This is a genomic window from Gelidimonas denitrificans (assembly GCF_055694065.1).
Genome location: NZ_CM146350.1, coordinates 869,096 through 893,813 on the forward strand (window position 1 = coordinate 869,096; position 24,718 = coordinate 893,813).

At 52.9% G+C, this 24,718-nt stretch carries 19 protein-coding genes and 1 riboswitch; of the genes, 10 read left to right on the forward strand and 9 right to left on the reverse strand.

The genetic code is table 11. The annotated features are described in order from the left end of the window. Positions 1 to 21: 21 nt before the first annotated feature. From FKCLFG_RS04085 to FKCLFG_RS04115, 7 genes are all read right to left on the reverse strand, one after another. The gene (locus tag FKCLFG_RS04085; RefSeq protein ID WP_472614954.1) at positions 22 to 3,627 is read right to left on the reverse strand and encodes a capsular polysaccharide export protein, LipB/KpsS family; all 3,606 of its coding nucleotides are present in this window, start codon (positions 3,625 to 3,627) and stop codon (positions 22 to 24) included. 6 nt (positions 3,628 to 3,633) lie between these two features. After that, positions 3,634 to 5,355: a polysaccharide biosynthesis/export family protein gene (locus FKCLFG_RS04090; protein ID WP_472614955.1), complete on the reverse strand. Its 1,722-nt coding sequence runs from the start codon at positions 5,353 to 5,355 to the stop codon at positions 3,634 to 3,636. Positions 5,356 to 5,359: 4 nt separating this feature from the next. Beyond that, positions 5,360 to 6,463, reverse strand: a complete 1,104-nt coding sequence (locus FKCLFG_RS04095; RefSeq protein ID WP_472614956.1) for a KpsE/RkpR family capsule polysaccharide export protein — start codon at positions 6,461 to 6,463, stop codon at positions 5,360 to 5,362. Then, complete coding sequence (locus FKCLFG_RS04100) at positions 6,460 to 7,125, reverse strand: ABC transporter ATP-binding protein (RefSeq protein WP_472614957.1); 666 nt, start codon at positions 7,123 to 7,125, stop codon at positions 6,460 to 6,462. Before FKCLFG_RS04100 ends, FKCLFG_RS04095 begins: the two co-directional genes overlap by 4 nt. Beyond that, positions 7,122 to 7,913: an ABC transporter permease gene (locus FKCLFG_RS04105; RefSeq protein WP_472614958.1), complete on the reverse strand. Its 792-nt coding sequence runs from the start codon at positions 7,911 to 7,913 to the stop codon at positions 7,122 to 7,124. The genes FKCLFG_RS04100 and FKCLFG_RS04105 overlap by 4 nt, the downstream gene beginning before the upstream one ends. A 510-nt stretch (positions 7,914 to 8,423) precedes the next feature. Then, positions 8,424 to 9,509, reverse strand: coding sequence for a hypothetical protein (locus tag FKCLFG_RS04110; protein WP_472614959.1), 1,086 nt, complete (start codon positions 9,507 to 9,509; stop codon positions 8,424 to 8,426). Positions 9,510 to 9,644: 135 nt separating this feature from the next. Continuing rightward, complete coding sequence (locus FKCLFG_RS04115; protein ID WP_472614960.1) at positions 9,645 to 11,522, reverse strand: hypothetical protein; 1,878 nt, start codon at positions 11,520 to 11,522, stop codon at positions 9,645 to 9,647. A 25-nt stretch (positions 11,523 to 11,547) separates the two neighbouring features. Between FKCLFG_RS04115 and FKCLFG_RS04120 the strand changes: the two genes are divergently transcribed. From FKCLFG_RS04120 to FKCLFG_RS04130, 3 genes are all read left to right on the forward strand, one after another. After that, complete coding sequence (locus tag FKCLFG_RS04120; protein WP_472614961.1) at positions 11,548 to 11,814, forward strand: hypothetical protein; 267 nt, start codon at positions 11,548 to 11,550, stop codon at positions 11,812 to 11,814. A 51-nt stretch (positions 11,815 to 11,865) separates the two neighbouring features. Next, a complete protein-coding gene (locus FKCLFG_RS04125) occupies positions 11,866 to 12,063 on the forward strand; it encodes a hypothetical protein (protein ID WP_472614962.1) in 198 nt (65 codons plus the stop codon). A gap of 119 nt (positions 12,064 to 12,182) precedes the next feature. Then, entirely contained in the window at positions 12,183 to 12,356 is a 174-nt protein-coding gene (locus FKCLFG_RS04130; protein ID WP_472614963.1) for a hypothetical protein, read from the forward strand. Positions 12,357 to 12,845: 489 nt separating this feature from the next. On the opposite strand, the gene FKCLFG_RS04135 is transcribed toward FKCLFG_RS04130, so the two are convergent. Then, complete coding sequence (locus tag FKCLFG_RS04135; RefSeq protein ID WP_472614964.1) at positions 12,846 to 13,040, reverse strand: hypothetical protein; 195 nt, start codon at positions 13,038 to 13,040, stop codon at positions 12,846 to 12,848. A gap of 916 nt (positions 13,041 to 13,956) precedes the next feature. Between FKCLFG_RS04135 and FKCLFG_RS04140 the strand changes: the two genes are divergently transcribed. Together FKCLFG_RS04140 and FKCLFG_RS04145 are read left to right on the forward strand one after the other, a co-directional pair. Next, the gene (locus FKCLFG_RS04140) at positions 13,957 to 14,547 is read left to right on the forward strand and encodes a hypothetical protein (protein WP_472614965.1); all 591 of its coding nucleotides are present in this window, start codon (positions 13,957 to 13,959) and stop codon (positions 14,545 to 14,547) included. 144 nt (positions 14,548 to 14,691) lie between these two features. Continuing rightward, positions 14,692 to 17,256, forward strand: coding sequence for a DUF349 domain-containing protein (locus tag FKCLFG_RS04145; protein ID WP_472614966.1), 2,565 nt, complete (start codon positions 14,692 to 14,694; stop codon positions 17,254 to 17,256). An 81-nt stretch (positions 17,257 to 17,337) separates the two neighbouring features. Here FKCLFG_RS04145 and FKCLFG_RS04150 read toward each other — a convergent pair whose 3' ends face one another. Then, positions 17,338 to 18,462, reverse strand: coding sequence for an ABC transporter ATP-binding protein (locus FKCLFG_RS04150; RefSeq protein WP_472614967.1), 1,125 nt, complete (start codon positions 18,460 to 18,462; stop codon positions 17,338 to 17,340). A 100-nt stretch (positions 18,463 to 18,562) separates the two neighbouring features. On the opposite strand from FKCLFG_RS04150, the gene FKCLFG_RS04155 reads away from it, so the two are divergent. From FKCLFG_RS04155 to FKCLFG_RS04175, 5 genes are all read left to right on the forward strand, one after another. Continuing rightward, positions 18,563 to 20,224: an ABC transporter permease gene (locus tag FKCLFG_RS04155; RefSeq protein WP_472614968.1), complete on the forward strand. Its 1,662-nt coding sequence runs from the start codon at positions 18,563 to 18,565 to the stop codon at positions 20,222 to 20,224. 297 nt (positions 20,225 to 20,521) lie between these two features. After that, positions 20,522 to 20,629: riboswitch (ZMP/ZTP riboswitch) on the forward strand. Positions 20,630 to 20,764: 135 nt separating this feature from the next. Beyond that, positions 20,765 to 22,012 carry a serine hydroxymethyltransferase gene (gene glyA / locus FKCLFG_RS04160; RefSeq protein WP_472614969.1) on the forward strand — a complete coding sequence of 416 codons (1,248 nt, stop codon included), beginning with the start codon at positions 20,765 to 20,767 and terminating at the stop codon, positions 22,010 to 22,012. Between the two features lie 206 nt (positions 22,013 to 22,218). After that, entirely contained in the window at positions 22,219 to 22,683 is a 465-nt protein-coding gene (nrdR, locus tag FKCLFG_RS04165; protein ID WP_472614970.1) for a transcriptional regulator NrdR, read from the forward strand. A gap of 300 nt (positions 22,684 to 22,983) precedes the next feature. Next, positions 22,984 to 24,048: a bifunctional diaminohydroxyphosphoribosylaminopyrimidine deaminase/5-amino-6-(5-phosphoribosylamino)uracil reductase RibD gene (gene ribD / locus FKCLFG_RS04170; protein ID WP_472615785.1), complete on the forward strand. Its 1,065-nt coding sequence runs from the start codon at positions 22,984 to 22,986 to the stop codon at positions 24,046 to 24,048. A 14-nt stretch (positions 24,049 to 24,062) separates the two neighbouring features. Continuing rightward, positions 24,063 to 24,674 carry a riboflavin synthase gene (locus FKCLFG_RS04175; protein WP_472614971.1) on the forward strand — a complete coding sequence of 204 codons (612 nt, stop codon included), beginning with the start codon at positions 24,063 to 24,065 and terminating at the stop codon, positions 24,672 to 24,674. Positions 24,675 to 24,718 lie beyond the last annotated feature (44 nt).

A 24,718-nucleotide genomic window follows, 5' to 3' on the forward strand; every position in this document is an offset into this window, starting at 1 on the left:
TTTATTTTTTAAATGGCTATTTTAAGCCGTGCGTCGATCCAAGACTTCTTGGTTGCCACACTCAAGTAGTTTCTTGCATAACTGATTGACCAAAGTGCTCTTGTCACCAAGCACCGGCCCTTCGATATGGATAATGCTGTTGTGCCAAACATCGGTGCCGAGCTGGTCTATTTTTCTCCAATACAGCTCTGATGAATTTGAAAGCAGCCATGTCGGGCAGCCAAGTGCACCGGCAAGCTCTACTACAGTGGTAGCAGGCGCGACTATCAAATCCATACATTTCATCAACGCAGCCACGCTATCAAAATCATTATAGTGGTCTATTTCAGCAATGTTAATTACCTTGCCGGGATAGCGTTTTTCAATCCAGTCCAGTTCTTCCTGGCATTCGTCATACTGAAAATTAACAAACTGCAAGCCATCGATTTTGAATATAGGTTCAAGTTCTTCCACTGTCAGGTAATGTTCATTACGAGAATGGGTAGTTAAGCTGCTGCGCCAACTCACACCGATTAATTTGATATTTTTAGGCAGTTGGTTGCGATAAAATTTGGTCAACGAATCATCATGTTTCAGATAAGGCTTGCCAGGGAATGCTTCATAACCTGGCAAGCATTCATGAAGCATGTCAGTGACAAGCATGACTTGATCTGCCTTGTGGATCGCATCAGTCGCTGTATTGTCAATAACCCCTGTTAAATCCGAGCCTAATACGTTTGTATAGTCTTGCGGGTTAATTTGATCACTATTTCTCGGACGAGATACGGGGACAAATTTCAGATTTGCAAACGATCTCGTAAATATATTTAGCAATCTCGGAGAGCAACTAATCGAAATATTTTTTTGAACAAGCTTGGCCGGCAGTAAGTTATAAATACTGGCAAATCTTATTTCATCCCCGGGGCCAAATATAGCCAGTGCAATTAATTTATCGGTTTCAGATACTTGAGATCCGGGATAAAAATACTTATCCGAATAATAGGTTGCCACGGTCTTCTTAATGGACAATTCTGTAAATGTTTCAAGCGCCTCTTTAACCATGCGGCAACCAAAATAAACCTTTCTTGGATGCATGTCGCCAAGTTCAATTTTTCTGAGCTGAGCATCTTTAAGCAGCTTGAGACTTTGCTCATACATTCCAGCTAGCACATACAAACGAAGCGTCTCGCGGTAGTTCGCACTCGTTTTTTGCAACTTCCTCGCGTCATCCATAACTTTTAGGGATTCTTCGAGCCTATCAGCATACGAAAGCGCTTGCGAATACGCAATTCTAATATTAGCTGACTGGTCACCTTGAATAATCAGATTTTCTATTATTTTCACGGCCAATAATGGTTTTTCAATGGCAATAAAGCCTGAAGCCTTTCTTATAGATTGTTCATTATCCAGCATTAAAGTACTGGTAAAAATTCTCTCCAATTTGTCATCATCAAAATTTTCTGAAAACTTTTTAACTAAAAATGTTGCATCATTAATTTTATCTGGTTTTAGAGTAATTAATTTAACGAGACACTGAATAAATTCTAAAGGATTGCCTGAAATGCACTTTGCAGTGAAACTTCTGGCTTCTATTAAACTCATCATTCTATTCAGATCATTTAAATCGATATGCTGACCAAATTTCGCAATATTTTTTGCAGAGTCGTTATCAAATTTAATGTCAGCAAGCTTTGCCATTTTCTGAATTATTTTTGACACTGAAAACCCTGCCAATAGCAATTTTTTCCCAACTTCCATCGCGTCATCATGTTTTCTCATTGACACGTTATGTTCAAACATTTCGAGAAGCAAATCTGCTTGATCTTTTGAAATTAGGGGAATTTCTATATCATTAGAATTGGGCAAGTCTGCATCTTTGTTGGCATTTGCACTAACATTTTCCCGCTCATTTTCGGTCTTAATCAAGCGCAAACTTGCTTCTTGGCTTCGCGCAAGCTCTTTAGCTAGCATATGCAATGAAGCTTTGCTGTCTTTTGATTCTGCAAGCAACCAAGCGAATTGCCTGGCAATATATTCACCAGGGTAGAATTTACTCAAATCCAACAATAGGAAATTAAATATATCTGGATCGATATGATCTCGAACGGCATTGATAAATATCTCACGAGAAGAGTTGCTTTTACATGCCCCCGACAAAGTATAAACCAACACTATTTGGTACATACGTCCCGGTTGATTACTTAGCAGGCTTTTAAAATCAATTTGACCGATCGCTTTTTGAACTAGTGCTTCATTTTCATTTGTCTGTTTTTTAAACAAAAGATGAGGCCAATAATCAGATTTTGCAAATGCTTGAATGTTTTCAGCCGTATCCGCTTTTTGTAAATTAAACAGCTCAAAACTTCCAATTTCGTAATCAGCTTTAATTCTTAAGCACGCTGCCTGTAACCCGATTTCGTTGTCCTCCAAATCGGCCAGGTACCGTGGGTACTTTAAATAAATACCCGCAAACAGTTCCAGCAGTGTTCGCTTCGTCGTCCGCCGCGGAAATTCCACACGATCGTCGGTCAGTCCCCAACCGGCATAAAATGCAGCGCCGACGACAGTCACTTTTTTCCCTCTAAGCAAGGCTTCGAGCCCGGACAAGGATGTGATCGTATAGACATGATCCACTGTATCCAGAAATTCGATGAGTGAAATATCGGGCGATGTCAACTCGCATATTTTTTCGACAGTGCGCGCCCTGAATTTGCTCTTTTGATAACCCTGATATATATCGGGATGCGGTCTGTACAAAATATCCGCATCGGGGTTTTCAAATTTGGCGAGACGGATCAGTTCAATCATCGACCAGCGGTCGGGATTGCCCAAGCGGACCGACATGTCGTTATCCACCTGGCCCAATACGACGACTCTTTTGCGGATTTTAATGACACTCGAATTGCCGGTGTTGAAACTCGGAGGATTGTATTTGGACAGCGCGAGATCCTGCATCAAGGCCATGCAGGTTTTCGCGGAAGCCAGTTCCTGCTCAGAAAACGTGTGATGATTTAATATCTCCTCGATGTCCGACGCTTCTTCAGGATTATAGTGAAGTCCTTTTTCGTCCAGTAAAAGAGAATAGGGAGTCGAGTGCGATGCGCCCAAGGAAGAAGAGCGAATGAAGCCATCTTCCATGCGATAGATTCTGATGTTATTTGCTCGCGCATACCACTTTACGATCCACGACTCCGTATAACCCCAGAATATGAAGGCAGCCGGCTTCAACGGAAATCTTTTAATTGCAAATAATGATTGCAGTGACAGAATCTTTCTTGGTGCAATAGCGGTACGGTACTCCGGCAGATAATCGCTGACGAATCCCCATTTCCAGTTATTAAAACCCCACAGGATGGCAACCGGCTTGTCGCTGTTTTTATCGCGCCAGTCATCACCGACAAGATTGAAATCGCCAAACCGGTTCTCCTCGCCAAAGACATCGTAAGGATCAATGACGGTAAAAGGATAGGCATCCGAAACTGGTTTTTTCTTCTTGAAAAAAATCCTGTCCCGGATCTTGAAAATATAGTTTACTTTCCGCCGGTCGTTCGTGAGCGCGCCATTAAACAAGGAGATAGACAGCTTGTCTTTGCTATCCAGAATGAATTGTTTGGAATTGCTCAGCAATTTTTTAAAGTTGATATCCATTTTTTATTACAATCCCAAAACAACCTTCGCACTTACCGCTATCTGGTAAATGATCTGGGTCATGTCTTTCCAAATCTGCCGCGACTTCACGTCGATCTTCGGCAGTACCAAAATCTCATCACCAGAACGGATGGCGACGTCGCCATTGCTGAAGTCAAAAAATCCTTTGTCGCTATTTGCTTCGGCAAAGCTGCCGTCGCGATGGGCGACGACGATGCGCGCAGTCTCGGCGTTCTGGGTGTAACCGCCGGCGCGACGCACATACGCATCCATGCTCAAAGCCTTGTCGAACGCGATGGCGTTGGGGAACAGCACTTCACCGCTGACCAGTACCAGGCCGTCTTTGATGGGTACGCGCAGAATGTCGCCGTTTTCCAGCAGCAGGTCGCCTCTGGTATCAGTTTGGGCGATCACCACTTGGCCGGACGGTTCGATCTTTTTGGCACGCTCCACCCATTGCAGCAGCAGGTCAGCTTCATCTTTGCGCAGGCGCGCTTCGTCGCTGGTGCCGGAGCGGGCTGTCAGGGCGGCGGCTTCCAGGCTTCTGAGCGAGGCTTGCAGCATTTGCTTTTGGCGCTCTTTGACGCTGATGCGAAATAGTTGCAGGCTGTCTTTGTCGGAGCGTTCCGAATATTGGATTTGCTGCAGCAGTGCAGCCATGCGCACGCCGTAGGGCAGCACATATTCCTGCGCGCTCTGGTGTTCGCCTTCCACCCGCACGGTGATGGTCCCGGGCTTCTTGTCGGCGGTGAATTCGAGTTCATCGCCGTTTTGCAGGACGACGCGGGCGGCGTCAAGCAGCGGGTAGTACTCGGTGTTTTTGACGGAGCCGGTATTGCGTATCACGCGCACATGTGTGGCTGCGGCTTTGGGGCTGGTCACCTTGACCAGATCGGCCACGGTGCGGGTGCTGTCGGCGAATTCGAAGCGTTTGGCATTTTCTGTCAGGCCGGCGACCTTGACGGTGTTTTGACGCGGCGCGACAAAGATCACGTCGCCATCGGCTAGTTGGATTAGCGGCATGGTGCCGTCGAGCAGGAAGTCGTACAGGTTGGCGCTGGCGCGTACCTGCTGGCTGCGCTTGACTTGCACCTTCAGGAATGAGCCGCGCTCGGGGTCGATGCCGCCGGCCTGGTCCAGATAGTGCAACAGGCTGTCCATGCTGGTGCCGCTATACAGGCCGGGGCGGTTGACGAAGCCGCTGACGAACACCCGCACCGGTTGGGCCGCGGCCAGGCTTGCGTAGCTGAACACATTGGAGCGGAAGACCTTGCCGACCGCGGCTTCCACCAGGCGCTGCAAGTCCTGGTTGCGCACGCCCAGCACCTGCACCGGCCCGGCATGCGGCAGGAAGATGTTGCCTTTGGGGTCGACGGTGAGCGGTGCGTCGAAGTCGAACGCGCCCCAGAGACGTATCTGGATCTTGTCGCCCACAGCGACTGCGTAGTCTGGGTTGAACTGGGTGGCGCCTTCGCGGGCGAATGCGCCGGTGAAGAGGTTGGCGCCGAAGACATCGCTGTTCTGGTTGGCGGAGTAATCAAAGAACTGAGGTGGTTGGGTGCGTGGTTCTGGCGCTGCTGGTTTTGGCTGTGCGGTGGCGGCTGCGTCGGTGCGCAAGTTTAGCGCCTGGTTTACGCCCAGCGGGTCATTGGTCGCTGCAAGGGTAGGGGTGACCAGCGCTGTGGCGATGACCCCGGTGAGAATTACGGAAAACAATTGCTTGAGCATGGGGTCAGTCCTTATGGTCGCGCACGATGGCAGCCAGCAGGTGCACTACACCGGCCAGCAGCAAAGCGACCAGCATGAACACCAGGGTGTTGTAAAAACGGCGGGGTTCCAGCGCAGATTCTGGCATGGTGGGTGCCTGTAGCACGGAGACTTTCTTGATCGTGCGGGTGGCTTCGATGCGACCTTTTTCCAGCGCCACCAAGCCGGTTTTGTAGATGTCTTGCGCAAAGGCGGCCTCCATTTCCAGCCGCTGGAATTCTTCTATCGTGCGGTTGAGTGTTTTGCCGTCGGGCGAGGCGAGCTTGGCTTGCTCCTGGGTGATCTGTTTTTCCACAGCGGCGATTTGCTGGCTGATCTGGACGATGTTGGGGTGGCTGGGGACCAGATAGGCCTGGTTTGCACTGCGCTGGGTTTCCAGTTCGGTGCGCTGTGCTTCGAGCTTGGCGACGATGCCGGCAATGTTTTCTGCGGTGGCCTGGGGCGAGACCAGGCCTTTCTTGTCCTGGTAGCGCAATACGGCCTGGCGTGTCTGCATCGTCCGCTGGTTCATTTGGGCCACCTGATTTTCCAGGAAGGCAACCTGCCCTAGCGCCAGACTGTGGGCCATGCCGTTCATGAAACGCTCGCCCTCCTGCACCAGTTGGGTGGTGATCGCATGGGCGGTCTTGCGGTCGTAGCCCTGGGCCTTGATCATCAGTACGCCGGCGTAGTCGTCGAACTCGACATTCACCCGGGACAGGTAATAACGGTGGAACCATTCGATGGCGGTGTCCTGAGACCACATGCGCGAGAGGGGGTCGCGATCCTGGTCGCTGTAGTGGGCGCGCAGATGCAATGCCGCGTCGAGTTTCTTGAGCATGTCCACCGAGAGCAGGTGGTCGCGCAGCAACAACTGATCAGCACGGTTGCCGCCGGCGCCGCCCAGCAGGCTGGAGAAATCCATGGTCTGACCGCCTGCTAGATCGGTGCGCTGGATGATGACGTGCGCTTCCGACACGTAACGGTCCGACGCAATCGCCAGCCAATACACTGCTGCCAGCAGAGAGGCGATGACGGCTGCGCCAATGATGCGGCGGCGCAGCAGGGTTTGTTTGATGCGATCTATCATTTGGGTAGGCTGTCCTTGTAGGCTTTTAGCGCGTCGTCAATCTGGTCGAACCAGTGCGCCTTGCCATCGTGTATCCAGATACCGGCTGAGCAGAATTGCCTGAGCGTGCCTTCGCCATGGGACACCATGATCAGGCCGGCATGGTCGGCCAGTTTTTTGAACGCGGCGGCGGCTTTGTTTTTGAAGGCGGCGTCACCGGTGGCGGTTACTTCATCTGAAATATATACATCAAAGTCGAAGGCGAACGACAGCGCGAACTGCAGTCGCGACTTCATGCCGCTGGAGTAGGTTTTAACGGGTTCGTCGAAGGCGTCACCGATTTCGGCAAAGTCCTGGATATAGGCTAGACGGTCGGGAATATCGTCTTCATGGCCATGGATGCGGCACACGAACTTGGCATTTTGGCGGCCCGTGAGTGAACCTTGAAAACCGCCGCCAAAACCCATCGGCCAGGATACACGGCACTGCCGCTCAACCCGGCCCTTGTTGGGCTGGTCCACGCCGCCAATAATGCGCAGCAGCGTCGACTTGCCGGTACCACTGGCACCGATCAGACCCACATTGAGCTTGGGTGGGATGGTGAAGCTCACCCCTTGCAAGATCCATTTGCCGGCGCCGTGATCGGTTTGGTAACGCTTGTGCACGTCGTCGACGATGATCATTGGGTGGTCAACCTCAAGGCAAACTGGCGTTGCAGCGCCAGTCCCAAAAAGATACTGACTAGCGCGAACTGATAAATGTAGGCAATGCTCAACTCAGGGACCGCGTGGTAATACGGAGCAAAACCGAGGCGGGCCGCCTCCAGACCGTGTGCCACCGGATTGAGCAACAGCCAGTCACGGTAAGGCTGCGGCACGGCGGAAATCGGCAACATAACACCGGAGATGATGTAGAGCGGCATCATGACCAGCTTGAGGACCCGGCCCAGTTCGGGCACCAATTTAACCGCCACCGATGTCACCAGGCCGAAACCCATGCCCACCAGCCAGAGGCCGAAGAAGGCTTCGAGCACCGCCAGCGGATCTGCAGGGACTACCGAATGACCGAACAAGGCTGCACCGGCCAGCAAAATACTGATGATGATGATCATCAGAAAGCCTTCCAGGCCGCCACGCACCAGAACGGTATCAACCGGCTTGACCTGCCTGTAGACAAGGAGCGCCTGGTTGGCCCCGACCGCATTCATGACCTGGGTGCCGGTGCGGCGAAACATGAAAAAACCCAGTAACCCGGCTATGATCCAGATGGCGGTGTCGATGCCGCCTATGGTGCGTACGCGAATCACCGTGAAAATTAAGATCAGATAGGACACATGAAACACAGGTTCGACCAGCAGCCAGAACCAGACCGCGCGCCCGGAAAAGAGGCGGCTCAGTGCCTCGCGCAGGAACAGCGCTTTCCAGACGGAAAGCGTAATGACGATGGAGCTGCGGGGCGAATGGACTTGCATGTTATTGCGCGCCCAGTACAAGCCGCGAAAAACGATGCAGGCGTGAAGGAATAGCTGCCACGGCCCGGGGGATTGATCCTGAACTGGCGCTTTCTTTCACTGAATTTTCTGCACTTGCAGCAAAAACTTCATTTTCGCGTTGACCCACACACCCACCTCTATCATTAATTAAAAAGCCCCCAGTTGAACCCGGCAGAAAGGCATCTGTCGGGTTCGACTGGGGGACATGGCAATATCTCTGGGTGGCTGCTAAGTCCTTGACTAAACCAAATTAATTTTGCCAGTGCGCAACACAAGGCAAATTAGGTGCGAAATGGTAACATTTGCAGGGTTTTTTTGGTTGTTTTTAAGCAACTAGCGGAAATCACCTGAAGCAAAATATTTTTTGTGGTGGGTAAATGGGTTTGGGCAAAGCGAAACCCAACTTGTTTGAATCCCCGTGTGCGGGAGCTCGTCTCATGTTGTGCTGTGCAGCACAACATGCTGCACACTTTCCAAAATAGCGACTGACTAGAACGTGAAAATCAGTCCCGTGCTTACTATTCCGTAACGTTGATTGAACCGATCCGCGGTCAAACTGTTATAAGACAATGGCACTTCACCATTGAACTGATTTAGCATGTACTGACCCCGCAGAAAAACGATCGTATTCTTGAAAGCTTTGTAGCTGACATCACCAACAAGGACATGATTATGCTTGTAAGGTGTGTCGCCTCGGGCGTCGATGATGCCGTCGACTTCACTGCGATTGATCGTCTGATACTGATAGCCGCCCCGAACCCGCCAGTCATCCGTGTGCCAAGCTGCCATAAAACCAGCCTGATAATACGAGGCGGTATATTTAGCTTCTTTGTTGACATTGACGGTGGCGCTAGTCGGTTGTGCGAACCTGGTGACAACAACTGCAGCATTGCAAGGCTGCGCGAGTGTGCTCACCACTTCGGTCTGGCTGAATGCGACGTTATATTCGCAGCCGTCTTTTCTGGATGTCGCGCTGACCGAGTCAAACGTGACGCGACTTACACCTGCACCTGCGAAAATTGACACCTCGGTCCGCTGCGATACAGGCCAAGTGCCAATCAAATCAAGTTGATATTGTGTGTCTTTCGGCTTTGTTACTGTCGCCGAAGTGAATTTGGTGCCGGCTACTGTCGTATTGGTGAATTTTGTAAGCGAGTCTGCATAGTTACCCCAGGCACCCAGCCGGACTGCCACGCTCGGCATGGCTCCTCTGCCCTCGATCACCTTGTACTGGCCAGCAAGTTGCCACGTATTGAGTTTTGCCAGGAAACTGCGATAGTCGATTTCCCTCTGCCACAACGCGCCATCCACCCACAGTTGCGGGGTGATTGCAATGCCGCCGCGCACGTGAGCACCTTTGTAATCTCCCACAGTCGTGGTCGCACCGTTCTTTTCTCGCGCATTCAGGAAGTCGAGCGAGTTGTTGAGCACGTCATAACTGACTTCAACTTCACTTGCCCAAGGTATGTTGTTCTGGTTCGCCGTGAGAAGTGCGTCCAGCGGAGCTGCACCCACGGATGCGCAGGCAGCTGCATTTATGAGCACAGCACCGATGATGCAGCAAGGTTTATTCATTGAAAATTCCGGTCTGACGTCTTGCACAAGGATGATCGAATAGCGAAAGTGACAATTCACTGACTATGATTGAAAAAGAGCGGCCAACAGCGCCGCTCCCTATCTAATTAATACAACAACTTTAGTTAGCTATGATCATTGAATCGTGAGATTGCCTGAAAACCCGACACCGCTTACCGATTGGACTGGATCGCTGTGGGTCACTGCAATCGTGGTGGACGGTAGCGCTGAACCGTTGGCATTCCGGACTTTTAGACCACCAACCGCGAGATTGATCTCAAATTTACCGGCAATGCTGGTAAATTTCTGCGCAGTGGTTTTGGTCGTGTTGTCGACACTAGTGAGAACCTTGTTGACCATTGCTTGATAGTTCAAAGTCAGTGCGTTGTTTGTGACAGTAATCGGTTTGAAAGTCAAATCAGTCAATGTGAGATTGAATTCAGTACCGCTACCCGCGTGGCCGAATACGTAGACCTTCGCGGTGCTATCAGGAACAATCGACAACTGGCCGTTAGTATTTGCGACATTAACCTTGTCGATCATCAGTTGCAGAACGCGTTTTTCACCTCCGACTTCCACCAATTCCAGAGCCAGGCTAGCTACGGTATTGATCACAGGCGTGCCGGTGATGCTGAAATCAAGCCCGAACGTAGTTGGTGTGCTGATCGACGCCCCAGCTTTCAAAGTTACATATGAAATTGGATTTCCGTTGATGCTGACTGAATCACTCTGCAGCGCCAGATAATTGGCCGTTGTCGAAGTCTGGATTGGAGTTGCTGCGGGATCTTGAAGTGTTGAGGACAATTCAGTTAGGGCCGTCGCATCTGTAGCTTGCAGAAACTTCTGCGATTGCGTAAGAATTTGTGCACTAGCGCTAATCACATCCGCATCGCTGATCGCGAAAGCTGCGTATTTGCTATCGGCCTTCATCAACTTGACCGCATCAACTGCCGCTGCGCTCAACATAGAAGAATTCACTACACCGCCTGCGCCGAATAGAGGTGTACTTGGTTTAGCCAGCAATGTTGCAGCAACTGCTTTAGCTACGTGGGAATAAATGCCGGATATATCGCCGCCGCCAGCTTCAGCCTCAAATACATTTGCCAACTGCTGAATGATTTGTTGCACTGCGAGAGTGACTCTATGCAATTCAAAATTCTTACCGTCTGCAGGATCAAGCTTGGTTACGTCGGTTCCTGCCGGCAATCCCAGCGCGGTGGCCAGTTGCGCAGCTGTCATGCCGGTATCGGCGAGCAGGGATGTCAATGGAGTGACGACTATGCTACCTGCAGGGGCTTTCAGAGTGCCATTGAAATGATGTCCTGTCGCCTCATCAGTACCACCGGTAACCACTACAGTGCTGCTGCAACCTGCCGGGAATGTGAAAACACCGCCAGCGATAGTTTGTACCGTAGCTTCACCTGCGTCGGCAACACCATTCTTGTTAGCATCACAGAACACCGTCGAACCTTTGAGGTATCCGTCGACTGCCTTGCCTGAGGTTGGAGTCGCAGCGCTACCGCCACCGCTACCGCTACCGCCGCATGCCGCGAGGGCTAAAGTCATAGCCAACAAAAGGACAGCGTTTTTCTTTTTAAACATTTTAGGATACCTATAGGTAGATTTTGCTACAAAAAATGACAATAATTGAATTTGATAATTGTCGGATAGTAACACTAATTTATTTCTAGAAAAACACTTTTTCTTGGGAGTAACGTATGCTCCAAGCCAGTTGCTTCGTCTCATTAACAGTGCAGTAATGCCGGCGTTAACTTCCAGATTACTTCCGGTACTTATCGGATGAATCCATAGGTAGGCATAACAGGCCATCCATTGCGGATGCATGCTGGAATCGCGAATTGCCATGAAATATAGCGATTCATCGTTGCCATTTTCATTGCGGACGGTTTTGCCAATGCCTGCTCCGCATGCTTTTTCATTTAATTTTTGTAATCGTTTTTTTGATAGCTGTCTCTGCCATGGTCGGCATAGCCGGACAGATACAAGCCCCATCGGCCTTCTTTGCCCGCGAACTGAAATGCGCTATCAACTCGTTCGTCGACTGCAACAGGAGGCCATCTCCGTCCAACACCGTTGCCGCGTCCTGTGCGTCAGCCGTTCCGGCTATTACGAGGCACAGCATCGTTCTGCCAAGCCGGCTTTGTGCAAAACCAGCGCCCGCCTGAAAGCCGCATTCATGGCCAGCCATCAAAGCTATGGAAGCAGTCGGTTGGTCACATCGATGGCAAACCAGGGAATCCAGATTGGGTGTTACAAGGTATGCAGCCTGATGCGCCAGGCTTAAAGCCCGTCTGGAAGCGCAAATTCGTTCACACCACCAGACAACAAGCACGACTTGCCAATTGCCGCCAATGTGCTCGACCGGCAGTTCAATCCGTTCGCGTCGAACATGGCATACGTGGCCGACATCACGTACATTCGTACTGGCGGCGGATGGCTGTATCTCGCAATCGTGCTTGACCTGTTCGCGCGCAAAGTGGTCGGCTGGCCATGGCTACGAGTATGCCTGCCGAATTGGTCTGCGCTGCCTTGAACATGGCCAATTCAACAGCGGCAACCGGCACCGGGCCTGATCGTCCACTCTGACCGTGGCAGTCATATGCCAGTAAGCTATATCAGGATCTGCTGGACGAACATGGCTTTGTTTGCAGCATGAGCCGCAAAGGTAATTGCTGGGACAATGCGGTCGCAGAACGCTTCTTCATGAACTTCAAGATGGAGCGCGTTTGGCAACGTCAATGTGCCAATCACATGGAGGCCAAGGCTGACATCACGGACTATCGTCGGCTTTTACAACTGCAAGCGATTGAATTCAGTATTGGGTAATCTGCCGCCCGCCGCCTATGAGCGGAAAATGGCAGAAAAAGAACTATTGGTGTGTCCGAAATTACTTGACCACTGCAAACGCTACCTGACGAAAAACTATTAAATTTTTTACACCGATAGAAGAATATCATCATGGTGATGATGGCAGGTTTAGGCTTGTTGGCTGGGACCAGATCAAGAACAGTTAAGAAATTATTCTTAGGGGCAGATTTGGGGGCATGCTCTAATTTAAAAAAACGTAGAACGTTTATACATATAGGTTTTAAGAGATTTGGCGGTTCCGGCTCCGGCACCAAGTAGTTTTTTTTACCGTATTAATTTCTCTCAAAGCCCGCATGCTTCTCAGTATTGTGGGTTTTTTGTTGTCTTACGCCATTTCAAGCAGTAAATAACTTGATTAACCCAATTTAATAATCCCGGTTTAATTTTTAGATAGCTATTCCATGCGAGCGCTATCTTTCGCTCAATGCACAGGTTGTGAAATGCGTTCTATTTTAATCCCCATGTTGTCGCATAGTTAATTTCAAATGAATTGGATTTACCTGTTGGAGGCGTGGCATCGAGGGTTCCACTGGTACTACCACACTGAATATTCAAAAAAATATACAAGGGAGCAGACATAATTATATTTACTGAACAGGCTTCTTTTTCATCAAAATAAAATTTTTGCTTGTTCGCTTCCAATTTCAGCTCATATTTGTGAAAACACGTTGAAATACCACTCAAATTCGTAAGTATCTTCGTATGGCTCGGGCCTTTGGGCCCAGACGCACTCTTTGCCAGGTTGCTACCGCAGAAGCTGTCGGATGGAGTTTCGTACCAGCCTATTTATTTGGCAGTCCACCACCCGGATATGCTTCCATTATGTCTGTCTCCGGAAAAAATATCATCACGTAAATAATGATAAACAAAATGTGGGCCCAATACATTCCTTAGTGGTATTTTCGCTTCCATTTAAAAATAACAATCAGCCCGTGAAAAGCGGCAGCCTGTATCGAATATTCTGCCGTAGAACTTTCCGGTTTCATCTGGTTCTGGCCAAATCTTGAGTTGGCCGTTTGATACCGTATATGGGCGTTCTAAAGATCGGGATTCAGATCCATGTTGAATTCCTCGGAGAGCGCTGAAACCTAGGTATTTCGATTTGAATATTATTGGTAACAAACCAGGTTTCAATTGTGTTCGTAATTTTATATTTTAGATTAAAGACATTCTAATAATTTAGAATATATTCAGAATGTATTATAGATAATACAAATTCATTTGATTAATAATATCTATCAGCTCGAATTTAAAATCGCAGATATCGTATTTCGACATTTTTGTACCGGAAATTGTAAGCTCACGAAAACTGCATGTGCGATCGAATTTTCATCACCGCGGCAAGAGGTTCGCATCTTTACGCTCAAGAACGAAATTGTGACTAGCTAGCAGCTAGTTATTTTTTAGTCAAGAAGTTCCGTCATGGTTATTGCGCCATCTCAAAATCTCGTTATCACGCGTCTTTTATAATTTGGCTTGTGTACGCTTTTATGTATATCTATCGATTCAATTTGGTCGCTCGTTGCCCACAACGGCAGCCGATGGCTGAGGATCTACTATGCTGACGACTACTTATTCCCTCATCGTGTTTTCTGCTGAAGAAAACGGCACTCGTACAAAACTAGCGTCGTTGCGCGATCATATTCAGCAGGGAATGACGGGCATTTCTGTGATGGATAGCGCCATGATAGATGGCGTATTAACGCAATTAAATCATTTTCATGAATGCGCTCAGTGCCGCAAGATAGATATCTACCTAATAAGCAGAATGCGCAAAATGAGTCTGTATGCAGGTTCACTGTTGGCAGAGCTGGAATCGATGGGCCTGCTCATTTTGAACATATTGCGTTCAATAAGAGGAAAGCTGACGCAGGCGCTTGGACGAGGAGGCTTGCGTGCGCTGGAATTGCAGGAAGCCGTCGAACTGTACTGCACCACAGTGTTGAAGAAAGTCGACAAGGAAGAAAACGCGTTATTCCCGATGGCAAGCCGGATATTGACGGCGGAAGACTGGTTTCAGATTGCCAGACAATTACTGTCTCACAATGCCAAGATAGGCACTTCCGCTGCGGTACCTGTTGTGTCCCAAAAGACAAGTGCTTTATTGGATCGACCGGCCTTATTCGATAACGATACCGGCAATCTGTAGTACCCAGCCATCAATTTGGATCGGCTAAGAGATTTTGGAGCCGATCCCCCGCAAGTTAGACAGGCTGTAAGATGACAAAAACGACTGCAGGAAGGCAGCGGCTTGTTATTATGTGCGCCTTGTTCAACCTTCCTCGTCCTCGTCATGTTTTCTTTCCTTTTCAGGCGTTCTGCCAAGAAGTCCTTATCCGTACCGCCAGTGGCGCGGTCTGCGTCGGCTGAAGCTAAATCGCAGCAAGAGAATGCCCGGCAAGCGGCTCTGGCCCAGGCCGGCGCTCTGGAAGGCCAGGAAACAGCCGCAGTGGAATTCATACTGCAATGCGGGTTTGCCGATGCGCGCCTGATAGCGGCCGCTCACATCAATTCGCAGTCGCTGCAGGAACAGGTACGTAGCGCGATGCGCAATACCGATCGCCGCGTTGCCCGATTGATGCAAGGCAAAATCGAGTCCAGCCTGCAACTTGCCCAGTGCGAACAGCGGGCGCAGCAATCTCTGGAACAGGCCCATCGACTTGTTGCCGATCCGCAATTAATGCCGAATCAGGTCGCCGATCTGGACCGGATTTGGACTGCAATCAATGTGCCGATAGGGCAAACCCGGCAGACCTTCGAGACCGTTCGCGCCGCTTTGCACAGTCGCCTGACGTGTCAGGTGGAATTGCAGCGTGCGTTAATCGATGCGATGGCCCGGTTGCGCCAACTCCCGAGCGCGCTTGACGATGCGCCCGACCTCAGTGTTATTGCCAACACGCTCGATGAACTGGCGCTGACGGTGGAGCAGCATGCCGCTGCCACTGAAGTGCCGGCGTTGCCGAAGCACTTGCTGCCGGCTTGCCTGAAAGAACTGGACATGGCGCGCCAGAAACTGGCAGTGCGGCAGCGCCAAAGCGCACTGTTGGCCAGTGCAGTATTGCTTACCGCAAATGAAACAGAGACGCCACCGGCACCGGAGGCATCATCTGCGTCTGGACCAGCAGGCAGTGACGAGTTTGATGTGGATGCGAATTTTCAAGATGTGGTGCCAGCGACGTTGATTGCGGAGCTGATTATATTGGAAGCAGAATCCGCAGCGCCCCAGCCAACTGCGACACCGCAAGCAGCAATAGATCCTGTGACTGCCGCCCAGTTGCAGGAACTGAAGCAGCGCTTTGCCGAAGCACTGGATGGCATGGAAAAAGCGCTGGAGCAAGGCTTGTTGCAGGTGGCCTGCGAGCACGACAAGGCGTTGCGCGCAATCGATGCCAAATTATGCAAACCGTCGGCAGCACAAGCGCCGCACTTGGCCAAGGCCCGGGTGGAGTTGGCGCATCTGATGAGCTGGGCGCGATGGGGCGGCAATGTTTCACGCGAAGAATTGCTCAAGACTGCCGAAGAATTGCCACTGCAAAAATTGCCGCTGGCAGAGCTGGGCAAAAAAATCGGTAGCCTGCGCGAGCGCTGGAAGTCGCTCGACGTCTCGGCCGGCGCGTCATCGCGCGAACTGTGGCATCGCTTCGACGCTGCCTGCAACTGTGCCTATGAACCGGTAGCCGCCCATTACCGGGAACTGGCCGAGGAGCGCCAGCAAAATGCAGTCAAGGCGCAATCATTGCTGGAGCAATTGCGCAGTTTGAGTGCAGAAACGCAGGAGGCATCTGAGGTCGACTGGAAGAATGTTGCGCAACAATGCCAGCGCATGCAGTTGGCATGGCAGCGGCAGGGCATCATCGAGCGCAAGGAGAAAAAACGTCTGGACGCCGAATTTACCGCCGCCCTGTCCGTACTGGCCGATCCTTTGGCGCGCCAGCGCGCCGCCGCCATCGAGCGTCGCGAACGCCTGATCACCGACGCCAGCGAGATTCGCGCCGATGACCGCACTGCGCCCGAGGCGCTGCGTGCCTTGCAGGCACGTTGGCAAGAGCAATCGCTCTCTCTGCCGCTGGAGCGGCGCGACGAACAGGCGTTGTGGGTGCGTTTTCGCGAGGCTTGCGACGCGGTCTTTGCCAAGCGCAAGGAAACGGCACAGGTCGCCGATGCTGATCGGTTACAGAATTTGCAGCAGAAAGAAGCGATCTGTGCCGGTCTGGAAGCCGCCGCGAAGGAGTCTCCCGCTGCGCTGGACAGGATTTTGCGCGAGTTGCAGGATAGCTGGAGCCAGACCGGTTATGTGCCGCGAGCCGCCGAGCAGCAATTGACGCAGCGTTTTGATGCCGCGGTGGCTGTTTTGCGGCAACGCATTGATGCGGCCCAACGCGTCGCGCAAACCGGCGAACTCGCTACGCTGCAGTGCAAATTATCCCTGTGCCAGGCGGTCGAGGCGGCAATTGCGCAGGTGCCGCAGTCAGATAGGGACTGGTCCGCCGAATGGTCGCAGCAAGCGCCGCTGGCGGCGCATCTTGAGCGTGCGCTGCAGACGCGTTTTTCCGCTGCGTTGACGGCTTTGGCAGCCAATGACAGCGCGTATGCGGCAACGTTGGCCGATAACAGCGCGCAACTGGGGCAGGAACTGTTGCGGCTGGAAATTCTGCTGGGCTGCGACAGTCCGGCAGAATTGTCGCGCGAGCGTCTGAAGATGCAGGTGGAAGTTTTGCAATCGTCGCTGCGGGCGGGGCAAAAACAGGTCACGCAACAGGAGCAACTCGTCGCCTTGTGCGCATTGCCTGCAACAACCGATGCCCAGAGTGCGCAGCGCATCGCGGATTTGCTGCAGAAAATGAAAAGCGGTGACTGATGGGTGGAACCCATTGCATATCGAACTAACAGGATGGGTTGCACCCATCCTACTGTCTTTCGTGGACAATGTTCAAGCCAGCTACTCAGCAACCGCCGTGTGTTCCAGTTCCGGTTCGCTCAGAAACGTCACCACGTGATCGGCGCACAGCCGAATCCCGATTTTCTCGCCGACCGCATGATCGTGATGCGATGGCACCAGGGCCAGCAAAGGCTGGCCGCTCGGCAATTTCAGCGTATACAGAAAATCCGCGCCGCGGAATGCCTTGCGCACCACCTCGGCCTTGAGCACGCTTTCGTCGTCATGCACCACGTCGTCGGCGCGCAGTAGCACGTCGACCTGCCGGGCATTTTTTGCATTGGTGGCGCAGGTGTCCATTCCTTGCCACAAGGGCAAACACCCGAGTTCGATGTTTACCAGCTCGCCGGGGATGTCCATGACGCCCGGCACGAATACGCCGTGGCCAATGAAATCGGCCACAAAGCGCGAGGCCGGCCGGTGGTACAAGTTGTAAGCGCTGTCCCACTGCACAATTTCCCCGGCCTGCATGACCCCGATCTGGTCCGCAATCGCAAACGCTTCATGCTGGTCATGCGTGACCAGCACCGCAGTCGTGCCGCTGGCTTTCAGGATATCGCGCACTTCGGCGGCCAATCGTTCGCGCAGATCGACATCCAGATTAGAAAACGGTTCATCCAGCAGCAACAGATCCGGCTCGGGCGCTAAGGCGCGTGCCAGAGCAACCCGTTGCTGCTGACCGCCGGAGAGTTCGTGCGGATATTTGTCGCTCTGCACCGACAGCCCGACCAGGCTCAACAAGGCCTGAACCCGCTGCATGCGCTGCGGTTTGGCCAGTTTGCGCAGACCGAAGGCGATGTTTTCCGCCACGTTTAAATGCGGGAATAGTGCGTAATCCTGAAATACCACGCCGACCTGGCGGCTTTCAGGCGGTGCAGTGACGCCGGGGCGGCTGATTTCCCTGCCGCCCAAGGCGATCCGCCCGGCCAGCAACGGTTCGAACCCGGCTATCGCGCGCAGCACGGTGGTTTTGCCGCAGCCGGAAGGTCCTAGCAGGCAGCCGATTTCTCCGCGCTCTAATGAAAATGACAATGCATGCACGATCTCATGCATATCGCGTCCGAGCTGATAGCCGACCCGGATCGACTCAACGCGAAGGTGTGCGGTGCCAGGAGATGGATTGTCCATAATAGTAAATTCAGTTTGCTTGTTGGTTAATAATGTCACTGCACCATATTCCAATTGATTATAATTCTCATTTAGCCGGACGTGCAGTTAATCCCACTTTATGCCTTTCTCGAATAATCATTCCCCACGCCAGGCTGGCGGTTTTCATCCCATGCTATTGGCGTCGCTGGTAGTGGCTTTTCTGGTGGGCGTGCCGATTTTTGGCGTGCTGTCGAACTTACTGGTCGGCGGCGCTGATGGCGCCGGCGAATCCGGTGCGTCCACGCTGGCGCATTTGTGGAGCACGGTATTGCCGGAATACCTGTTCAACAGCTTTGCGATTGCCGCCATCGTGGCGGTGCTGGGCGCGACTATCGGCATCGGTTGCGCGTGGCTGGTGGCGGCTTTCGATTTTCCCGGCAAGCGGATGTTCGAATGGGCGCTAGTCTTGCCGTTGGCGATGCCGGCCTATGTCGTGGCTTACGCGTACACCGATTTCCTGCAATTTTCCGGCCCGGTACAAAGCGGCCTGCGCGCACTGTTCGGCTGGCAGCCGCACGAATACTGGTTTCCGCAGATACGCAGCGTGGGTGGCGCCGGCGTGCTGTTTGCGCTGGTGCTGTATCCGTATATTTATCTGCTGGCGCGCAATGCTTTTCTGGAGCGCAGCCCGCGCATGCTGGATGCAGCGCGCACGCTGGGCGTCGGCCCGTGGCGCGCATTCTTTACCATCAGCCTGCCGCTGGCGCGTCCCGCCGCCGCCGCCGGCATTGCGCTGGCATTGATGGAAACGCTGGCCGACTACGGCGCAGTGGCTTATTTCGGGGTGCCGACCCTGACCACTGGCATTTATAAATCCTGGTACGCTTTTTCCGACCGCACCGCCGCCGCGCAGATCGCTGCGGTATTGCTCATTACCGTCACGGTATTGATGCTGCTGGAACAGAAAAGTCGCGGCCGCGCGCGCTATTACGCGGCCGGCGGGCGCACCAGCGGCCAGTTGACGCGGTCTTTGCCGGGCAGATCGGGCTGGCTGGCGACCTTATGTTGCGCGCTGCCGGTATTAACCGGATTTTTGCTGCCATTGCTGATTTTGGTGCGGCTGGTCATGCGCGAGGATGCTCTGGCAATGGGTGCGCGCTACCTTGGTCTGGTGAAAAACAGCGTCACGCTGGGCGGCGTGACCGCGCTGCTGGCAGTGCTGATCTGCGTTTTGCTGGCGTATGCGGCACGCGTGAGCCAGAGCCGGGTGCAAGCTGCCTGCAACCGCATCGTGACCATGGGTTATGCGGTGCCGGGCGCAGTGATCGCGGTGGGCATTCTGATTCCGTTGTCGCGTCTTGATAGCCTGGCCGCTGGATACGGCGCAACTTTTTTGTTGGCCGGCAGCTTGGCGGCGCTGATTTATGCGTATCTGGTGCGTTTTCTGGCAGTGTCTTATCACGGGGTGCAGGCCGGGCTGGCGCGAATCACGCCTGCGATGGATGCCAGCGCCCGCAGCCTCGGCCACGGTTTGGGCTCGATGCTGCTGCGGGTGCATGCGCCGCTCTTGTGGCGCAGCGTGCTGACCGGCGGCTTGCTGGTGTTCGTCGATGTCATCAAGGAATTGCCGGCAACCCTGACCATCCGCCCGTTCAATTTCGATACGCTGGCCGTGATCGCGTTCCAGCTCGCCTCTGACGAGCGATTGGGCGAGGCGGCGCTGCCCGCACTCACCATCGTGCTGATCACCACCATCCCGGTGATCATCCTGGCCCGCGCTATCGCCAAGGGCGATAGCTGATGCTTCTCTTGATGTTTGTATAAATGAAGGAGTATGCTTAAAAAGCATGTTATTGCCGCATTGATATATGCGGTATTTAAAAATACAGCAATGTGTATCATCATGATGATAAGTCGAAGTTTTTGTAGGTCGGGTTAGCGGTTTCATCGCGTAACCCGACGTTTGCGGCCTGGGAATGTCGGGTTACACACTCGCTAACCCGACCTGCGATGCATTCCCACTCGCCACCAATAACATCCGGGGAAAAACCCGGCGGCTTGCTCAAATCATCTCCTTACCTTACAATTTGCGGACCATTTCATCTCACGTGACTGGCGAAAAGTCGGAAGGACGCACTTCCGGCGACAAGGTGGGTATCCACTGGGGAACGTGAGAATTCTTTAGCCGTTCGCCTGGGCAGCCCAAAATGGAGTGCACGACTGAGGCTGTCCGTCATTTACATCTTGCATTAGATGCATTAGATGCATCAGATGACTCCTCAATCGATCCCAGTAAAAACTTAGTTGCACTTATTTTGCATACTTATCGATAGGAATCCGCATGTTCTCCAAAGACCACACCATCGCCAATATCGACCCTGAATTGTGGGCCGTGATTCAGCAAGAAAACGTTCGCCAGCAAGATCATATCGAACTGATCGCGTCTGAAAACTATACTTCGCCAGCCGTCATGGAAGCGCAAGGCTCGCAACTGACCAATAAATACGCCGAAGGCTATCCAGGCAAGCGCTATTACGGCGGCTGCGAATTCGTCGATGTCGCCGAACAATTGGCGATCGACCGCATCAAGCAATTGTTCGGTGCCGAAGCCGCCAACGTGCAGCCGAATTCCGGCTCGCAAGCCAACCAGGGCGTGTTCTTCGCCATGCTGAAACCAGGCGACACCATCATGGGCATGTCGCTGGCTGAAGGCGGTCACCTGACGCACGGCATGAAGCTCAACATGTCGGGCAAATGGTTCAATGCCGTTTCCTACGGCCTGGACGCCAATGAAGAAATCGATTACGACGCCATGGAACGTCTGGCGCGCGAACACAAGCCGAAGCTGATTATCGCCGGCGCGTCGGCCTATGCACTGCGCATCGATTTCGAGCGTTTCTCTAAAATCGCCAAAGAAGTCGGCGCTTATTTCATGGTAGACATGGCGCACTACGCCGGCCTGATCGCCGCCGGTGAATATCCGAACCCGGTGCCATTCGCCGATTTCGTCACTTCCACCACGCACAAATCGTTGCGCGGCCCACGCGGCGGCTTCATCCTGATGAAGGCCGAGCATGAAAAAGCCATCAACTCCGCGATTTTCCCAGGCATCCAGGGCGGCCCGCTGATGCACGTCATTGCCGGCAAGGCAGTCGCCTTCAAGGAAGCGCTGGCGCCGGAATTCAAGACTTACCAGCAGCAAGTCGTCAAAAACGCCAATGCGCTGGCACAAGCGCTGATCGCGCGCGGCTTGCGCATCGTCTCCGGCCGCACCGAAAGCCATCTGATGTTAGTCGACCTGCGCGCCAAGAACATCACCGGCAAGGCCGCCGAAGCATTGCTCGGCTCCGCCCACATCACCTGCAACAAGAATGCGATTCCGAACGATCCGGAAAAACCATTCGTGACCTCCGGCATCCGGCTTGGCAGCCCGGCCATGACCACCCGCGGGTTCGGGGAAGCGGAAGCGACCAAGGTCGGCCACCTGATCGCCGACTTACTCGACAACCAGAACGACGCCGCCACCATCGACCGCGTCAAAGCCGAAGTCAAGAAACTGACCGACGCTTTTCCGGTCTATGGCTCTTAGGTTTAGTCAAATAAGCACGCAGTCATCCTGAAAAGGATGCGCTGCTGAGAAGCACAGACGACTTCCCTGAAGCTTTCACGGAAGTCGTTTGCACATCGTCGGCACATCCGTACACATGGACACAAAATGCATACAGCAGCTTCCTCCGATCCAAAACCATTGATGCCGCACGGCATCCAAGCGGTACTCTCGATCCATTTACCATCATGAAATGTCCGTTCTGCCACCACGAAGACACTCAGGTTCTCGACACCCGTCCATCGGAAGAGGGCGATTCCATTCGCCGCCGCCGCCGATGCATCAAATGCGAAAAACGCTTCACCACTTATGAACGCATCGAACTCACGATGCCGGTCATCGTCAAGAAAAATGGCAGCCGGGTTGAATTCGCCGCCGCCAAATTGCGCGCCAGTCTGATGCTGGCACTGCGCAAACGGCCAGTTTCTGCCGAGGTCGTGGACGCCACTATCAGCCGCATCGAGCAGAAAATCCTTTCCCTTGGCGAGCGTGAAATCAGCACCGGGCAGATCGGAGAATTGATTATGGAAGAGCTCAGGCAGCTAGATAATATTGCGTACATCCGTTTCGCATCTGTCTATAAGAATTTTGAAGACTTAGGGGCGTTCCAGGATGCGATTAAAGAGGTTGATCCAGAGCGCAATCGGCACTGAAACGACCCGCAGAATTGACTTGTATAAATGTATTGGATAGTTGATTGCGTGTGCTGCACTAATCACTTCAGCATCAAGCTTTTCATAAAAATATACTGCATTGTGTAATATTTTTATATTCAATATATGCATGCGTAAGACTGGCTATTTTTTGTCATACCCCCTCATTAAATTACATAAATAGTAATTTCAAGAAGCGCTTGCCGACTTTGTAAAATCGATTTCTTCGGCTTTGCGTTTATCCTGCATCATCAAACATTCTTTCAAAATATCGTGGAAATTCTCAATCATTTGCAAGGTATGGCGCTGGCTTTGAAGTGGGCGGAGCGCGGGCTGCTTACGACCGCCCCCAATCCCCGTGTCGGCTGCGTCATCGTCAAAAACAATCGCGTCATCGGCACAGGCTTTACCCAGCCGCCCGGCGGCAATCATGCCGAAATCGAAGCACTGCACGACGCCGCCGCCAAAGGGTTTGATGTACGCGGCGCAACCGTGTATGTGACGCTGGAGCCGTGCAGCCATTTCGGCCGCACCCCGCCTTGCTGCGACGCGCTGATACGCGCTGGTGTGGCCAGGGTGGTGGCGGCGGTGCAGGACCCGAATCCTCTGGTTGCCGGGCAGGGCTTGGCGCGCCTTAAAGCCGCCGCAATCGACGTCGTCTGTGATGTAGTGGCCGATGCAGCGCGGGAAATGAATATCGGTTTCTTTTCCCGCATGCAGCGCGGTAAGCCTTGGGTGCGGATGAAAGTGGCGGCCAGTCTGGATGGCAAGACTGCGCTGGCCGATGGGCAAAGCCAATGGATTACCTCGCCGGCGGCGCGTGACGATGGTCATGCCTGGCGCGCACGGTCCGGTGCGATCCTGACCGGGATCGGCACGGTAAATGCAGATGATCCACAAATGACGGTGCGCGCGCTGGCTGTGACGCGTCAACCGCTGCGTATCGTGATTGACAGCAAACTGGCGATTAGCCCGGATGCGCGCGTGCTGGCGGGCGACGGCAGCCTGGTGGTGGCGGCGCAAGCCAATCCTGGAAAAGAAGCGCAGTTGCGCGATATGGGGTGCGAAGTCATTTTTCTGCCCAACGCCGCCGGCAAGGTGGATTTGCCGGCGCTGATGCAGGAACTGGGACAGCGGCAGATCAATGAGTTGCATGTCGAGGCCGGTTGCAAGCTCAATGGTTCATTGATCCGCGCCGGTTGCGTCGATGAGTTGCTGCTGTATCTGGCGCCAAGCCTGATTGGTGAGGGCATGCCGATGTTTGCGCTGGGCGCGCTGGAGTCGTTGCAGCACAAGCGCCTGCTGCGCTTTCACGAAATCCGGCAAATCGGCGAGGATGTGCGTATCCTTGCCCGGTTCAATTAATTTTTTGGTGCGATATGTTTACAGGAATTGTAGGTGCAGTAGGGAAGATTACTTCAGTGCACGCGCAGGACGTGGGGGCGGACGCTGGCGTGCGTTTGACCATTGATGCCGGCGGCATGCCGATGCAGGACGTGGCCCTGGGCGACTCGATTGCCATCAATGGCGCCTGCATGACGGTGGTCGATAAGACGTCGCAGGGTTTTGTGGTGGACGTCTCGCGCGAGAGCCTGAACCATACGGTCGGCCTGGATGCGGTGGGCGAAGTCAATCTGGAGAAGGCGCTGACGCTGGCTGACCGGCTCGGCGGTCACCTGGTCAGCGGCCATGTGGATGGCTTGGGTACCGTCTGCAAGTTCGAGCCGATTGGCGAATCGTGGGAGCTGGTGATCGAAGCCCCGCTCGCCTTGGCTAAATATCTGGCGTACAAAGGCTCGATCGTGGTCAATGGCGTCTCGCTGACCGTGAACCGGATCGAAGATGTGGCCGCAGGCTGCCGTTTCTCGATCAACCTGATTCCGCACACGATTGAAGTGACCGTACTGAAACATTTGAAGGTGGGCTCGAAGGTCAATCTTGAAATTGATTTGATCGCGCGCTACGTCGAGCGGATGCTGTCAGTGCAGTAATGCTATTGATTTTTTCGGTATGAAAAGCAGTCTTCCGGCTGCTT

Excerpts from the sequence above, each read along its gene's own strand:
- FKCLFG_RS04085 (WP_472614954.1), bottom strand. The coding sequence starts at position 3,627 with ATGGATATCAACTTTAAAAAATTGCTGAGCAATTCCAAACAATTCATT.
- FKCLFG_RS04090 (WP_472614955.1), bottom strand. The coding sequence starts at position 5,355 with ATGCTCAAGCAATTGTTTTCCGTAATTCTCACCGGGGTCATCGCCACA.
- FKCLFG_RS04095 (WP_472614956.1), bottom strand. The coding sequence starts at position 6,463 with ATGATAGATCGCATCAAACAAACCCTGCTGCGCCGCCGCATCATTGGC.
- FKCLFG_RS04100 (WP_472614957.1), bottom strand. The coding sequence starts at position 7,125 with ATGATCATCGTCGACGACGTGCACAAGCGTTACCAAACCGATCACGGC.
- FKCLFG_RS04105 (WP_472614958.1), bottom strand. The coding sequence starts at position 7,913 with ATGCAAGTCCATTCGCCCCGCAGCTCCATCGTCATTACGCTTTCCGTC.
- FKCLFG_RS04110 (WP_472614959.1), bottom strand. The coding sequence starts at position 9,509 with ATGAATAAACCTTGCTGCATCATCGGTGCTGTGCTCATAAATGCAGCT.
- FKCLFG_RS04115 (WP_472614960.1), bottom strand. The coding sequence starts at position 11,522 with ATGGGGCTTGTATCTGTCCGGCTATGCCGACCATGGCAGAGACAGCTA.
- FKCLFG_RS04120 (WP_472614961.1), top strand. The coding sequence starts at position 11,548 with ATGCGCTATCAACTCGTTCGTCGACTGCAACAGGAGGCCATCTCCGTC.
- FKCLFG_RS04130 (WP_472614963.1), top strand. The coding sequence starts at position 12,183 with ATGAGCCGCAAAGGTAATTGCTGGGACAATGCGGTCGCAGAACGCTTC.
- FKCLFG_RS04140 (WP_472614965.1), top strand. The coding sequence starts at position 13,957 with ATGCTGACGACTACTTATTCCCTCATCGTGTTTTCTGCTGAAGAAAAC.
- FKCLFG_RS04145 (WP_472614966.1), top strand. The coding sequence starts at position 14,692 with ATGTTTTCTTTCCTTTTCAGGCGTTCTGCCAAGAAGTCCTTATCCGTA.
- FKCLFG_RS04150 (WP_472614967.1), bottom strand. The coding sequence starts at position 18,462 with ATGGACAATCCATCTCCTGGCACCGCACACCTTCGCGTTGAGTCGATC.
- FKCLFG_RS04155 (WP_472614968.1), top strand. The coding sequence starts at position 18,563 with ATGCCTTTCTCGAATAATCATTCCCCACGCCAGGCTGGCGGTTTTCAT.
- glyA (WP_472614969.1), top strand. The coding sequence starts at position 20,765 with ATGTTCTCCAAAGACCACACCATCGCCAATATCGACCCTGAATTGTGG.
- nrdR (WP_472614970.1), top strand. The coding sequence starts at position 22,219 with ATGAAATGTCCGTTCTGCCACCACGAAGACACTCAGGTTCTCGACACC.
- ribD (WP_472615785.1), top strand. The coding sequence starts at position 22,984 with ATGGCGCTGGCTTTGAAGTGGGCGGAGCGCGGGCTGCTTACGACCGCC.
- FKCLFG_RS04175 (WP_472614971.1), top strand. The coding sequence starts at position 24,063 with ATGTTTACAGGAATTGTAGGTGCAGTAGGGAAGATTACTTCAGTGCAC.